At 72.3% G+C, this 13,693-nt stretch carries 13 protein-coding genes and 2 tRNA genes; 8 read left to right on the forward strand and 7 right to left on the reverse strand.

Translation table 11 applies throughout. The features are described from left to right. Positions 1-269: 269 nt before the first annotated feature. Positions 270-1,151, reverse strand: a complete 882-nt coding sequence (locus QBL21_RS34330; RefSeq protein ID WP_407566114.1) for a sigma factor — start codon at positions 1,149-1,151, stop codon at positions 270-272. 447 nt (positions 1,152-1,598) lie between these two features. Between QBL21_RS34330 and QBL21_RS34335 the strand changes: the two genes are divergently transcribed. The 3 genes from QBL21_RS34335 to QBL21_RS34345 all read left to right on the forward strand — a co-directional run bounded on the left by QBL21_RS34335 (position 1,599) and on the right by QBL21_RS34345 (position 4,516). After that, positions 1,599-1,778, forward strand: coding sequence for a hypothetical protein (locus QBL21_RS34335; protein ID WP_407566115.1), 180 nt, complete (start codon positions 1,599-1,601; stop codon positions 1,776-1,778). A 296-nt stretch (positions 1,779-2,074) separates the two neighbouring features. Further along, positions 2,075-3,085 carry an RNA polymerase sigma factor SigF gene (locus QBL21_RS34340; protein WP_407566116.1) on the forward strand — a complete coding sequence of 337 codons (1,011 nt, stop codon included), beginning with the start codon at positions 2,075-2,077 and terminating at the stop codon, positions 3,083-3,085. A gap of 564 nt (positions 3,086-3,649) precedes the next feature. After that, entirely contained in the window at positions 3,650-4,516 is an 867-nt protein-coding gene (locus QBL21_RS34345; protein WP_407566662.1) for an RNA polymerase sigma factor SigF, read from the forward strand. 349 nt (positions 4,517-4,865) lie between these two features. On the opposite strand, the gene QBL21_RS34350 is transcribed toward QBL21_RS34345, so the two are convergent. Further along, positions 4,866-5,090, reverse strand: coding sequence for a hypothetical protein (locus tag QBL21_RS34350; RefSeq protein ID WP_407566117.1), 225 nt, complete (start codon positions 5,088-5,090; stop codon positions 4,866-4,868). Between the two features lie 155 nt (positions 5,091-5,245). Here QBL21_RS34350 and QBL21_RS34355 point away from each other — a divergent pair, with 155 nt between their 5' ends. Beyond that, positions 5,246-6,805 carry an MDR family MFS transporter gene (locus tag QBL21_RS34355; protein WP_407566118.1) on the forward strand — a complete coding sequence of 520 codons (1,560 nt, stop codon included), beginning with the start codon at positions 5,246-5,248 and terminating at the stop codon, positions 6,803-6,805. A gap of 4 nt (positions 6,806-6,809) precedes the next feature. On the opposite strand, the gene QBL21_RS34360 is transcribed toward QBL21_RS34355, so the two are convergent. Beyond that, the gene (locus QBL21_RS34360) at positions 6,810-7,679 is read right to left on the reverse strand and encodes a TetR/AcrR family transcriptional regulator (RefSeq protein WP_407566119.1); all 870 of its coding nucleotides are present in this window, start codon (positions 7,677-7,679) and stop codon (positions 6,810-6,812) included. Positions 7,680-7,911: 232 nt separating this feature from the next. On the opposite strand from QBL21_RS34360, the gene QBL21_RS34365 reads away from it, so the two are divergent. Next, a tRNA-Ser gene (locus QBL21_RS34365) sits at positions 7,912-8,002 on the forward strand. Between the two features lie 167 nt (positions 8,003-8,169). Further along, positions 8,170-8,242: transfer RNA gene (locus QBL21_RS34370), tRNA-Arg, on the forward strand. A 173-nt stretch (positions 8,243-8,415) separates the two neighbouring features. Here the strand turns inward: QBL21_RS34370 and QBL21_RS34375 are convergent. Next, positions 8,416-9,504 (reverse strand): methyltransferase domain-containing protein, encoded by a 1,089-nt coding sequence (locus tag QBL21_RS34375; RefSeq protein ID WP_407566120.1) that lies wholly within the window; start codon positions 9,502-9,504, stop codon positions 8,416-8,418. Positions 9,505-9,715: 211 nt separating this feature from the next. On the opposite strand from QBL21_RS34375, the gene QBL21_RS34380 reads away from it, so the two are divergent. Both QBL21_RS34380 and QBL21_RS34385 read left to right on the forward strand, forming a co-directional pair. Further along, complete coding sequence (locus QBL21_RS34380) at positions 9,716-10,315, forward strand: DinB family protein (RefSeq protein ID WP_407566121.1); 600 nt, start codon at positions 9,716-9,718, stop codon at positions 10,313-10,315. A gap of 263 nt (positions 10,316-10,578) precedes the next feature. Beyond that, positions 10,579-11,004, forward strand: coding sequence for a helix-turn-helix domain-containing protein (locus tag QBL21_RS34385; RefSeq protein ID WP_407566122.1), 426 nt, complete (start codon positions 10,579-10,581; stop codon positions 11,002-11,004). Between the two features lie 63 nt (positions 11,005-11,067). On the opposite strand, the gene QBL21_RS34390 is transcribed toward QBL21_RS34385, so the two are convergent. From QBL21_RS34390 to QBL21_RS34400, 3 genes are all read right to left on the reverse strand, one after another. After that, positions 11,068-11,664, reverse strand: coding sequence for a ClpP family protease (locus tag QBL21_RS34390; RefSeq protein WP_407566123.1), 597 nt, complete (start codon positions 11,662-11,664; stop codon positions 11,068-11,070). A 1-nt stretch (position 11,665) separates the two neighbouring features. Continuing rightward, entirely contained in the window at positions 11,666-12,355 is a 690-nt protein-coding gene (locus QBL21_RS34395) for a ClpP family protease (protein ID WP_407566124.1), read from the reverse strand. A 163-nt stretch (positions 12,356-12,518) separates the two neighbouring features. Continuing rightward, positions 12,519-13,610: a low temperature requirement protein A gene (locus QBL21_RS34400; RefSeq protein ID WP_407566125.1), complete on the reverse strand. Its 1,092-nt coding sequence runs from the start codon at positions 13,608-13,610 to the stop codon at positions 12,519-12,521. Between the last annotated feature and the right edge of the window lie 83 nt (positions 13,611-13,693).

Consider the following 13,693-nt stretch of genomic DNA (forward strand, 5'->3'; position numbering starts at 1 on the left):
CACCTCGTCTCGGGTGGGCAGCGGCCTGAGTGCGGCCCGCTGGAAGTTCCGGTAGTCCACCGCCCCGGTGATGGTCTCGCCGTCGACCCCGGTGCCAGGTGGCTACCCGGGCACGTGTCAGAACGAGCGGGTCGTCGCCCAGTATCGAGTTCAAGTTCGAGTGCTGGACGGGCGGGGCGCAGAGATCCTCGCAGTGCCCCTGCCAGTCCTGAGCCCGAAGAGGTAGGGGAGCCCGGTGGACGTGCCCGTAACCTGCGGCCAAGTGGTGGTCACGTCCTATGTGGCAGCGGGAGCGTTTCCATGCGGGTCGGGTCCGAGAGGATGTCGATGCGGGTGATTCGGCCCTCCGCGACCGTGAACGCCGCCACCGACGTCGGCCTGTCGGCGACGTACGTGACCACCCCCGCGGTGCCGCCCACCAGGACCGGGTGGTTGACCGCGCCCGGGGTGCGGAAGAGCAGGGCGCTGTCCGCGACCTCCGTTGCGCCGCGGCGTAGCTTCGCCACGCCCGCGAGGGCCGCGCCCGTGTCGGCCTGGAGGACGACGTCCGGGTCGAGGACGGCGAGGAGGGCGTCGAAGTCGCCGCCCGCGGCGGCCGCGTAGAACGCGTCGACCGCGTCGCGCTGGCGGCCCAGGTCGGGTTCGACCGCCGCCGAGCGGCCTTCCACGCGCGCGCGGGCGCGGCTGGCGAGTTTGCGGGTGGCGGCCGGGGTGCGTTCGACGATGGGGGCGATGTCGTCGAACGGTACGGCGAACATGTCGTGGAGGACGAACGCGAGCCGCTCCGCCGGCGCCAGCGTGTCGAGGACGACGAGCAGCGCCCAGCCGACGGAGTCCACGGCCAGCGCCGCCGCCTCCGGATCCGCGCCCTCCGCCGCCGTGACCACCGGGTCGGGGAGGTGGAAGTCGAGGGGCTCCTCGCGGCGGGACTGGCGGGTGCGGAGCATGTCGAGGCAGACGCGGGAGACGACGGTGGTGAGCCAGCCGCCGAGGTTGCGTACGTCCGAGACGTCGGAGCGGCTGAGCCGGAACCAGCTTTCCTGCACGGCGTCGTCGGCCTCGTTGAAGGAGCCGAGCATGCGGTAGGCCACCGCTCTCAGTTGCGCGCGGTGCTCTTCGAACCGCTCCGCCAGCCGCTGCTGTGTGTCCACGCCCGCCCCTTCACACGCCCGGCGCCCGATGGGTTCCATGATGCCTCGCCCGTACGACACGAGCCCGTGGAGCCCGGGGGGCGGAGTCGGCGGAAGGGGAGGGCGGCGGAGCGGGAGACGGCGGAGGGGGAGGCGGCCCCGGGGGGAATCCGGCCGCCTCCCCCCGCAGCGGGCGGGCCCGTACGACACGCCGCGGCGAGGGGGGAGTAGCCGCGGCGGACGCGCAGTGAGCCCGCCCCGAGCCCGCCGGGGTCCTGCCGGGCCCGGCGGGCTCTGCGTCCATGGTGCGCCGCCGCGGCCGGCGGCGTGACCAGCAAAAGCCCCGTGTGACCGGGCCTTTAGTCCATAAATCATGGGTACGACTCCAAGCGCGGATAGAATCGTGCGACTGCGCCTGGGGAGAGAGCGGGATCGGGCGTGTGCCGCACAGGGGAGGCATCGACGCTCGTGGACTTCAAGAAGATAGCGCTGGCGCTCGTCGGGCTCTTCGCCATCTACTCCATCATCAGCTCCCCGTCGCAGGCGGCCGACGTCGTGCAGGTCGTCTTCGAGTGGATCTCGGAGGCGGCCAAGGCCATCGGGGACGTCATGTCCGACCTGCTGGACGACGCCTCGTCGTCGGAGTGACACCGGGGGGTACGCACCGGGGCGGGCGGCCCCGCGGCGGATCTCCACCCGGGTGATCGGCGACCACGCGATCAGCCCCGTACGCCCGTACGCGATCAGCCCTCCTGCCTGGCCGAACGGCCTCCGGCCGGGGGCCGCGGCGGCGGCCAACTGGCCGCCAACACGGCAAATTACGGTGCTTGCACAGAGTGCGCATCTCTTGTGATGCTATGACCGCTTTTCCGGATTTGCCGGGCCCGCCTGCGGTGCGCGCCATGGTGCCGGTCTACGTCACGTGGTCGCGAAGGGGTGGTGGTGTGGTGCAGCCGTTGTCCGCGCGTACCGCCCCGCCTGCCCCCGGCCCGCCCGCCGCCACCCCGGCCCAGGCGCCCACTCCCGCCCCGGCGCCTGCCGCCGCCCCGCCCGCGCCGGCCGGCGACCCCGAACGGGCACCCGGCACCGGCACCGGCACCGGCACCGCCCCCGGCGAACCCCGCGGATCGAGTGACCCCGCCGCCCCCGGCGACCCCTCCGACCCCGCCCCCTCCATCGACCACGATGAGCCCCGCAAACCCGACTCCCGCACCCTCACCCGCGCCCTCTTCGCGCAGCTCACCGACCTCGAACCCGGCACCCCCGAGCACACCCGCGTCCGCACCGCGCTCATCGAGGCCAACCTGCCCCTCGTCCGCTACGCCGCCGCCCGCTTCCGCAGCCGCAACGAGCCCATGGAGGACGTCCTCCAGGTCGGCACCATCGGCCTCATCCACGCCATCGACCGCTTCGACCCGGCCCGCGGCGTGCAGTTCCCGACCTTCGCCATGCCCACCGTGGTCGGCGAGATCAAACGTTACTTCAGGGACAACGTCCGCACCGTCCACGTCCCCCGCCGGCTCCACGAGCTGTGGGCCCAGGTCAGCGGCGCCACCGAGGACCTGACCGTACGGCACGGCCGGGCGCCCACCACCGCCGAGATCGCCGCGCATCTGAAGGTCGGCGAGGACGAGGTACGGGCCTGCCGCGAGGCGGGTCGCTCGTACTACGCCACCTCCCTCGAAGCCGCCCAGGAGGGCGACGGCATGCCGGGCCTGCTGGACCGGCTCGGGTACGAGGACCCGGCGCTGGCCGGCGTCGAGCACCGCGACCTCGTACGCCACCTCCTCGTCCAACTGCCGGAGCGCGAGCAGCGCATTCTGATGCTGCGCTACTACCGCAACATGACTCAGTCGCAGATCAGCGCGGAGCTGGGGCTGTCCCAGATGCACGTCTCCCGGCTGCTGTCGCGCAGCTTCGCGCGACTGCGGTCCGCAAACCGGATCGATTCCTAACCGGATCGGGTAGGACTCTTCGAGGTCATCGCTGACGCCCAGGCTCCGTATCTGCGCGTATATGTCGACTTGGCGCTACAGCGCGTTGCCGACTTGTGACATTCTGCTGGAACGGTGTTTGGCGTGCCCCGGCACCCGGTATCTCAGTCGGAGGCTGCTTCTCTCGGCGGTCCGGCGGGAGTCGAGGCTCCTTCCGGTTCAATGGGAGGGGCGGTCTGCAACCGTCCGCGACCTCAAGGGGGTGGCATGTCCGCAGAACTGGGCAGCTCGCAGATGCTCACCGAAGTCGCGCCGCTTGGCGCACAAGCGGCTTTCCCCGACGCCCCGGCCTCGGCCCAGGGCCCGGCCCGCACCCTGGCCCCGGCCTCCGACCCGGCTGCCGACGGCCGCGCCCAGGCGCCACCGTCACCACCACCCGGGGCCACGGCCACGACCACGGCAGGTGCCACGACGAGCCTCACGACGACCGCCGCCGGCGTACCTCGTACCGGCCCGACCCCCCACGCCGCCGGTGCCCCCGCGGCCCCCACGGCCCTCGGTGCCGCCGGGGCCGTCGCCCCGACCGTGCCGGCCCCCGCCGTCCCGGCCGACGACGCCGCCCAGGGCCCGGACGCCGCGCCGGGCCCCGACGCCGCCCCGGACCCCGACGCCACCGTCACCTCCGGCAGCATCGACACCCGCACCCTCTCCCGCGCCCTCTTCCTCCGCCTCGCCGAGCTGCCCCCCGGGGACAGCCCCGAGCGGTCGTACGTGCGCGACACCCTGATCGAGCTGAACCTCCCCCTCGTGCGCTACGCGGCGGCCCGCTTCCGCAGTCGCAACGAGCCGATGGAGGACATCGTCCAGGTCGGCACGATCGGCCTGATCAAGGCGATCGACCGGTTCGACTGCCGGCGCGGCACCGAGTTCCCGACCTTCGCCATGCCCACGGTCATCGGCGAGATCAAGCGCTACTTCCGCGACACGAGCTGGTCCGTGCGCGTCCCGCGCCGGCTCCAGGAGCTGCGCCTGGCGCTCACCAAGGCGAGCGACGACCTCGCGCAGCAGTTGGACCGCTCCCCGACCGTGCCGGAACTCGCCCACTACCTGGGGGTGTCCGACGAGGACGTGGTCGACGGCCTCGCCGTCGGCAACGCGTACACGGCCAGCTCGCTCGACTCCCCCGCCCCGGAGGAGGACGGCGGCGAGGGCTCGCTCGCGGACCGCCTCGGGTACGAGGACACGGCGCTGGAGGGCGTGGAGTACCGCGAGTCGCTGAAGCCGCTGCTGGCCCAACTCCCGGCGCGGGAGCGGCGGATCATCATGCTGCGGTTCTTCGGCAACATGACGCAGTCGCAGATCGGCGACGAGGTGGGCATCTCGCAGATGCACGTGTCCCGGCTGCTGACGCGCACGCTGGCGCAGCTTCGGGCAGGGCTGATCGCGGACTGACGACGGGGGCCGGCGCGGGGCCGGCCCCGGCTCGTACCGCGTGGGACCGTGGACGGCGCCGTATGCCCTGTCTACGGAACGTACAGAGGGCGATGCGCCCGTGCGCCCGTACGGCGGCGACCGCCGGCGAGGAACGCCAGGCCGGGGCGAGAGGCCCAGGCCCACGGACCGCACCCCACGGACCGCCACGAGCCGCACCCCACGCGCCGCAACCAACGGCCGCGACCTGCGGAACCCCGGACGCGTCACGACCCCCGGACACCGAACTCAGGACTCAGGACTCAGGACTCAGGACTCAGGACGCCGAACGGGCCCGGAAAGCGCGCTCGGGTCCTCCGCAGCCCCCGGCTCAGCCCACCGCGAGCCACACCACTCCCGCCAGCACCGCCACCGCGACGACGATCCCGATGATCAGTCCCACCCGCGGCCCCGAACTCGCCGCCGCGGCCGCCGGCTGCTGCGGCCGCCGCGCCTGCGGGCCGCCGCCCTCGTCCACGAAGGCGCGGAACATCTGCGTGCTCCCGGCCGGGTCGTTGTTGGGATCGGGCTGTTGACCTTGCGGATTGTGAGCCATGGAGCAGGACACTAGCGAACGCCCCTGACGCCTGTCAGCGGGGGGAACGCCCCCTTCCGGCCGCCCGCGCCGCCGCCGCCCCGGCTTCGATTGCCTTCGGCAACCATTCGTCATACTGTTGCTTAGTGCAACAAACTAAAGCCGAGTCTCCCGGCATGACCCACCGGCAGATACTGGAGGCCATCTCCGGCCTGCTGCTCGGCATGTTCGTGGCCATCCTCTCCTCGACCATCGTCACCAACGCGCTGCCCCGGATCATCGCGGACCTGGACGGCACGCAGAGCGCGTACAGCTGGGTCGTCACCGCCGCCCTGCTCGCGATGACGGCCTCCACGCCCCTGTGGGGCAAGCTCGCCGACCTCGCCAGCAAGAAGCTCCTGGTCCAGATCGCCCTCGTGATCTACGTCGCCGGATCGGCCGTCGCCGGCCTGAGCCAGAGCACCGGCATGCTCATCGCCTGCCGCATCGTCCAGGGCATCGGCGTCGGCGGCCTCAGCGCGCTCGCGCAGATCATCCTCGCCGCGATGATCTCCCCGCGCGAACGCGGCCGTTACAGCGGCTACCTCGGCGCCACCTTCGCCGTCGCCACCGTCGGCGGCCCCGTCCTCGGCGGCGTCATCACCGACACGAGCTGGCTGGGCTGGCGCTGGTGCTTCTACATCGGCATCCCGTTCGCGATCCTCGCGCTCGTCGTACTCCAGAAGACCCTGCGGCTGCCGGTGGTGCGCCGGAAGGTGTCGCTCGACTGGCGCGGTGCGGTGCTGATGAGCGCGTCCGTCTCGCTGCTGCTGATCTGGGTGACGCTGGCGGGCGGGTCGTACGCGTGGCTGTCCTGGCAGACGTTCGCGATGACCGGCGGCGCGCTCGCGCTCGGGCTGGCGTTCCTGTGGGTCGAGACCTGGGTGCCGGAGCCGGTGCTTCCGCTACGCCTCTTCCGCAACCGCACCATCACCCTCGCCTCGCTCGCCTCCCTCTTCGTCGGCATCGCGATGTTCGGCGCGACGGTCTTCCTCAGCCAGTACTTCCAGCTCGCGCGCGGCGAGAGCCCGACGAAGTCGGGTCTGCTGACCATCCCCATGATCATGGGGATCTTCCTGTCGTCGACGATCTCGGGATGGGTCATCACCCGTACCGGCCGCTGGAAGGTCTGGCTCGTCGCCGGCGGGCTGCTGCTCACCTCGGGACTCAGCCTGCTGGGCACCATGCGCTACGACACCCCGTACTGGCACATCGCGATCTTCATGGCCGCGCTCGGCACGGGCATCGGCATGATGATGCAGAACCTCGTCCTGTGCACCCAGAACCAGGTCGACCCCGCCGACCTCGGCGCCGCCAGCTCGGCGGTCGCGTTCTTCCGCTCACTCGGCGGCGCGGTCGGCGTCTCCGCCCTCGGCGCGATCCTCGGCAGCCGCATCTCCGGCTACATGCGCGACGGCCTGAACGGCCTCGGCATCCCGCCGGCCCGCGCCGCGGGCGAGACGGGCGGCGACGGCACGATCCCGGACCTCGCGAAGCTGCCGGTGCCGGTACGGACGGTGGTGGAGAGTTCGTACGGGCACGGGCTGGCGGACATCTTCCTGTACGCGGCGCCGGCGGCGCTGCTGGCGTTCGTGATGGTGACGTGCATCAAGGAGGTGGCGCTGCGGACGCGCAGCGGACTCCAGCAGGCGGGCTCGCCGGAGCGCACGGAGACGCCGGCGAAGGCGAGGGTCTAGGCGCTCACGCGGGGGTGATGGTGGGCCGTACCTGCTCGGCCACGCGGTCGCGCATGGCGGCCATGCCGGCGAGGACGCACTCCAGGGCGAAGTTGAAGTCGCGGTCGCGCTGCTCGTGCCCGGAAAGCCCGTCGGGCACGGAAGACACGGGGGGAGCGGGAGGGGAGGGGAGAGCGGGGGGAGCGGGCGGAGCGGGAGGGACGGGCACCGGATGCGCGGCGGCGGCGGGCGGCTGCACGTACTCGGGATGCTCCCGCAGCGTCCGTACGAACTCGCCGTAGCACTCGTCCTCCGTCACCCCCGCCGCCCGGCACAGCTCAGCCCAGCGCCCGCCGGCACCCCCGAACCCGTACGAGAACGGAAACAGCAGCGACAGCCCGCCCGTCAGGCACTCCTCCGGCAACCCGGCCCGCAGCATCGCGCGCTGCGCGGCGGCGACGCACGCCATGGCGCGGGGACCGACGTTCAGATACTCGCCGGCGAGGCGGGAGACCCAGGGGTGGGCGACGAGTATGCGCCGGTGCTCGTACGCGAGCTGACGGAGCTGGGCGGCCCAGTCGCCGTCGTCCTCGGCCGGGAGGTCCAGCTCGGCGTACGCGCAGTCCAGGGCCAGCTCCAGGAGTTCGTCCTTGGTGTCGACGTACCAGTACACGGACATCGCCGTGACCCCCAGCTCGGCGGCGAGCCGGCGCATCGACAACCGCCCCAGCCCCTCGGCGTCGAGCAACCGCACGGTGGCCGCGACGATCTTCTCCAGATCCAGCCCGTCGGCCTCCCCCGCGGCGGGCGCAGGCCCCCTGCGCCGCCCCTTCGGCCGCCCGGTGAGCCAGATGCTCACCCGGGCGCCGCGGACCTTGCGGCGGACGGACGCCATCGTGCGCCTCCTAGAGGTGCTGTCGCATCGTGACCATCGGCCTACGAACCGAAACGGCCCGTACACCGATGCTATGCCCGCTCCGCCCCGCCTCCTCCCCTTCGCCCCGACCCCGCACCCCGACAAGCCCTTTGCCCCGGCGACCCGGTGACCGGTACGGTAGGTGCGATTGGCAGCGGCCCCGCCGCCTGTGCCATCATCTGCACACACCTGCTTGACCGGCAGGTGTGCGGGAGGCGTCGCCTAGTCTGGTCTATGGCGCCGCACTGCTAATGCGGTTTGGGGTTTACCCCCCATCGAGGGTTCAAATCCCTCCGCCTCCGCCCCAGACCAGCGAGCCCGCGCCCAACGGCGCGGGCTCTCTGCATCCGCCCCGCGGGCACGACTTTCCGCAGGTCGGAGGGGGTGCGGGAATCGGATTTCACCTGGCGCGGAGGGTCATGTAAGGTTGTTCCCGCAACGCAGCCGGGCCGCTAATGCCCGAAAGCAGGCGCTCGTAGCTTAACGGATAGAGCATCTGACTACGGATCAGAAGGTTGCAGGTTCGAATCCTGCCGAGCGCGCACCAGCCGAAGCCCCCGCAGACGTCATCTGCGGGGGCTTTCGCATGTCCTACGGCAACGGCGTCAGTCGGTGCGCCCTTGGTGGCCTGCGGCGTTGGTTGGGCGCCGTCTTGTGTAGTGCGGGCGGGTTCGGGGGTGTCTTGCGGGGTGGGGGTGGCGAGCAGGTTGTGGTGTCACGGCGTTTTGGGTTCTAGTTTGGTTAGGTAGGTGGGGGTGCCGGATAGGTGGATGCGTTGGGTGTGGGTGGGGAGTAGGCCCGCTTGGATGGCTGGGGCCAGCGGCGTTGGGGTGGGCAGTAGGAGTACTGCGGTGCCCGTGGGGGTGAGGACGCGGCGGAGTTCTTGCCACCAGGCTGTGGGGGCTTTGGCGAGGCGGGCCTTCGGGGGGACCTGGGTCCCCCACGGGGGGTTGCACACGATGCGGTCCACCGTGGTGTCGGGGAGTGGGAGTCTGCCTGCGTCTGCCCGGTGGAGGCGGATGTGGTCCAACGACGCTGTTCTCTTGTTGGTGCCGGCCGCTGCCAGCGCCGTCGGGTCTATGTCGTAGCCCTGGTAGCGCCCCGCCTCCGGGTGGGCCAGTGCCGCCTCGATGAGCAGGGTGCCCGCTCCGCAGCAGGGGTCGAGGACCGTGTGGCCCGGGCCGATGGCCGCCAGCCTCGTCATCGCCGCCGCCAGCGGCGGGTGCAGGCTCCCCGGTACCGTCGACTGCTTGTACGGGCGGCGGTGGAGTGGGCGCGGGGTGATGCGGAGCATCAGCGTCGCCTCGGTGCCGTCCAGCGTCAGGCGCCACGCCGCGTAGTCCGGCGGGGGCGCGCCCTCCGTGCGGCGTGGGTGGTACGGGACCCCCAGGCGGGCCGCCAGCGCCTCCCCTACCGCGTCCTCCGCGTCGTACCTGTTGAAGTTCCTTCTCCCCAGGAACGATGCCGAGACCTCCACCCCCGAAGGTCTCGCGGTGGGGTGCGGGGCCAGGGCGTTGCGGTGGCTTAGTAGTTCTTCCGGGTTCGCCTGCGCTGCCAGTTCCGCCATCGTTCGCAGGGCCGATCTCGTTCGTCCTGCTTCCCGGCCCCTTGCTCCCAGCAGGAACACGTCGTCCGCCGTACGGAGCGCCGTCACCCCCGTGTCGTACGGGCGCCAGGCCCGGAAGTGGACGGAGCGGTGTCCGGCCCTCGTGATACTGCCCAGTTCGCCCTCAAGGATCTCGGCCGCCAACTGCGGTTCCAGACCGCGGGCGCACCGAGCGACGAAGTGTGCGTCGTCGCGCATGATGTGTTCTTCTCCCACGCCAAGGCCCGGGACGGCGCCACGCCGCCCCGCCTCGTCGGCGACGGGGGCTCCTCGCCTCGCCGACGGCGCCCTAGCGCAGGTGGAAGAAGTACATGCCCCCGATCCTACGGGCGTCGCCCCGCGGCGCCCCGGGCGAGGGCCCGCGGCGCCATCCCCTGGAGCGGTACGGGGCAGTGCCATGCTGGTGCGCATGGCCGACACCGATCCCAAGGCGGACCTCCAGCGCTACCTCCAGGCCGCCCGCGACGCGCTGCTGTGGAAGCTCGACGGGCTGTCCGAGTACGAGGTACGGCGGCCGCTGACGCCGACCGCCACCAACCTGCTGGGGCTCGTCAAACACCTGATCGGCTGCGAGACCACGTACTTCGGCGACACCTTCGGACGCCCCTTCGGCGAATCCGTGCCCTGGCTCGACGGCCCCGCCGCCGAGGAGCCCAACGTCGACATGTGGGCGACCGCCGACGAGTCCCGCGACGACATCGTCCATCTCTACGGGCGCGTGTGCGCGCACTCCGACACCACGATCGCGGAGTTCGCCCTGGACGACCTGGGCCGCGTCCCGCACTGGCCCGACGACCGGGCCGAGGTGTCCCTGCACCGCGTCCTCGTCCACATGCTCGCCGAGACCCAGCGCCACGCCGGGCACGCCGACATCGTCCGTGAGCTGGTCGACGGGTCCGCCGGGATGCGGCGGACCAACGACAACCTCGCGGCCGGCGACCGCGCCTGGTGGGAGTCCTACCGGCGGCGGGTCGAGGACGCCGCCCGGGAGGCTCAGGGGAGAGAGTGAGTGCCGGGGGGAGGGGAGGTGGGGGGACTGGTTCCTGCGGTGGGGAGTTCGCGCTTCTTCTGCCGGGGGGCGGGTTGTTTTCGGGTTCTGCCGGGGGCGGGTTGTTTACGGGGTTTCTGCGGTCGCGGCCTTCCGGCTGCCTGCTGCCGGGGCGGTGGGTTCCCGCCCCGCGGGCGCCGACCCCCGTGTTCGCCTCTGGCGATTCTGCCGTTGGCAGATCGCCTCGCCCTTGCCTCCGCCCGCCGTCCTTCTACGCTGAGACCGTGACCAACCACGCGCCGAACCGCCACGCCCGCGTCCTCCCCCTGCGCCCGCCGGCGCGCGAGGCCGATGACGGGCGCGAGCCACTGTGGCGGCAGGTCGTCGGGGGTGTGCTGCGGCGGGAGCGGCTGGCGCAGGAGCGTACGTTGAAGGACGTCGCCGACGCCGCGCGTATCTCCATGCCGTACCTCTCCGAGGTCGAGCGCGGCCTCAAGGAAGCCTCCTCCGAAGTCCTCGCCGCCGCCGCGCAGGCGCTCGGGCTGCGCCTCGCCGACCTGCTCGTGCTCGTGCACGGCGAGATCGTCCGCCTCACCGCCATCCGGGACCACGAGAAGGCCGCCGGCCGGGAGCGGTCCGCCGCGCTCTCCTCCGTCACCGAACTGCCCTCCGCCCGTTCGCGGTCCGGCGACGTGCGGCTGGCCGCCTGAGCGGTCCGTTCCCGTACGGCACAGCGGGGCGGCGCCCCGCTGTGCCCGCCCCGCCCCGTCCCGTCAGAGCTGGCGTTTGCTGATCACCTGGTCCGCCAGGCCGTACGCCACGGCCTCCTGCGCCGTGAACACCTTGTCCCGGTCCGTGTCCGCGCGCAGCGTCGCCGTCTCGTGTCCCGTGTGCCGCGCCAGCACCTCCTCCATCTGCGCGCGGATCCGCAGGATCTCCTTCGCCTCCAGGCTCAGGTCCGACACCGTCCCGCGCCGCACGCCGCTCGCCGGCTGCCCGAGCAGCACCCGCGCGTGCTCCAGTACGAAGCGCCGCCCCTTCTCGCCGCCCGCGAGCAGCACCGCCGCGGTCGACGCCGCCTGGCCCACGCAGTACGTGGAGATGGGGGCGCCGACGAACGTCATGGTGTCGTAGATCGCCATCAGCGAGGTGTACGAGCCGCCGGGTGAGTTGATGTAGATCGAGATCTCGCTGCCGGGGCTCGCCGACTCCAGGTGGAGGAGCTGGGCGATGACGACGTTCGCGACGCCGTCGTCGATCTCGGTGCCGAGGAAGATGATCCGCTCCGAGAGCAGCCGGCTGTAGATGTCGTAGGCGCGCTCGCCGTGCGCGGTGCGCTCGACGACGTTCGGGATCGTGTACTGGCTCATGTCACAGCCCCATCCGTCGCTTCGAACCTGCCGGGCGGATGTCGGCCAGCGACTCGACGACGTGGTCGACCATCCCGTACTCCTTCGCCTGCTCCGACGTGAACCACCGGTCGCGGTCGCCGTCCCGCGAGATGGTCGCCTCGTCCTGGCCGGTGTGCTCGGCGAGGAGGCGCTCCATCAGCGTCTTGCTGTACTCCAGGTTGTCCGCCTGGATCTCGATGTCGGAGGCGCTGCCGCCGATGCCCGCGGAGGGCTGGTGCATCATGATCCGCGCGTGCGGCAGCGCGAAGCGCTTGCCCTTCGTTCCGACGGTGAGCAGGAACTGCCCCATGCTGGCGGCGAAGCCCATCGCGAGCGTGGCCACGTCGTTGGGGATCAGCCGCATCGTGTCGTAGATGGCGAGGCCCGCGTGGACGGAGCCGCCGGGGCTGTTGACGTAGAGCGCGATGTCGGTGCGCGGGTCCTCGGCGGAGAGCAGGAGGAGCTGCGCGCAGACGCGGTTCGCGGAGGCGTCGGTGACCTCGGTGCCGAGGAGGACGATGCGCTGGCCGAGGAGTTGGGCGGACAGGTGGTCGTCGAACCTCGACGGGGGCGGTGCCGCCTCCTCGTCCTCTGCGCGCGGTGTCAGGGCCGGTGTCCAGGCGGTGGGGGTGCCGGGCGGCCAGGTCGTGGGTCGGGGCGGTGCTGTCATCGTGCCTCCCTCGTGGCATGCGTGCTGCTTGCGTTGCTTCCACAGTCGGCGGGAGGCGCCGCGAACGGGAGGGGTCTTTGCCGGGGGCAGATTCGCCCTGGGCAGAGGGGGGTGGGGTGGCGTTGGGCGGGGTGGCGTTGGGTGGGGTTCGTTGCTTGTGGTGCTACGCCCGTGCCGGGCCCGCCTCCCGGCCGTACAGCCCCACCACAGCCGCCGTCACCACCGCCAGCGCCCCCAGCGCCGCCAGCCCCGGTACGTGCTCCACCGCCGGACCCGCCGCCAGGCACACCACCCCGCCCGCCGCCAGCGCCGCCGGCGGCCGGCCGCCCGTGCGGCTCCGGATCGCCGCCGCGCCCAGCAGGAACAGCCCCACCCCGCCCGCCAGCGCCCACGCGCCGACGCCGTGCAGCGGCTCGGCGAGGTCGTAGTGCCCGGTGTCGGCGACCTGGTGCAGCAGTTGCTTCACGCCGAGCGCCGTGAGGACGACGCCACCGACGAGCGGCAGGTGCAGGAAGGTGTACACGTCGCGGGCCAGCCGTGTGCGCGCGTCGCCCTCCGCCGCCGCCAGCCGCTCCTCCGCCGGCTCGCCGACCCGGCGGAAGTACAGCCGCCACAGCGCCGCCGAGACCAGCAGCCCGGCGACCGAGCCGGCCAGCACGCCGTACGTCGGGCTGTAGCCCCGTACCGCCACGCCGATGGCCACGATCGACTCGCCCAGCGCGATGATCACGATCAGCCCGTGCCGCTCCGCGAAGTGCCCCGGTGCCGCCAGGCGCCAGCCGGAGCCGCCGGTGGCGTAGATGGCGCCGTAGTCGACGAGGACCGCGGCGAGCCAGATGAGGATCTGTGTCCAGCCGGTGAAGAAACTGCCGATGACCAGCAGCACGAACGGCGGCGCGACCGACGTCAGGGCGGTGGCGCGGATGGTGGCGTGCAGCCGGTCGTCGCCGGGGTGGGTGACCCAGTACGCGACGAGGTGCAGGACGCGCAGGGCGCCGTAGCAGAGGACGAAGACCAGCGGCGCGTTGATGCCGCCCTCCCCGCCCGCGAAGACCTCCGGCACGGTCAGGGACACGACGAGCACCGCCGCCATCGCCGTCAGCAGTACGCCCAGGAGCGGGCCGGTGTCGGCGCGTACGACGTTGCCGAGCCAGGCGAAGCAGCACCAGCACCACCACAGCAGCGCGAGGACCACGCCGGCGCCGAGCAGGCGCATGGGGGTCGGGTCCTCGGCGAGGAGCGCGGTCACCTGCATGAAGGCGTAGACGAAGACGAGGTCGAAGAACAGCTCGGCGGGGGTGACGCGGTGGTCGCCGCCGGTGGAGACGACCGGCGGAG

This window comes from Streptomyces sp. 184 (assembly GCF_045781775.1).
GTDB lineage: Bacteria > Actinomycetota > Actinomycetes > Streptomycetales > Streptomycetaceae > Streptomyces.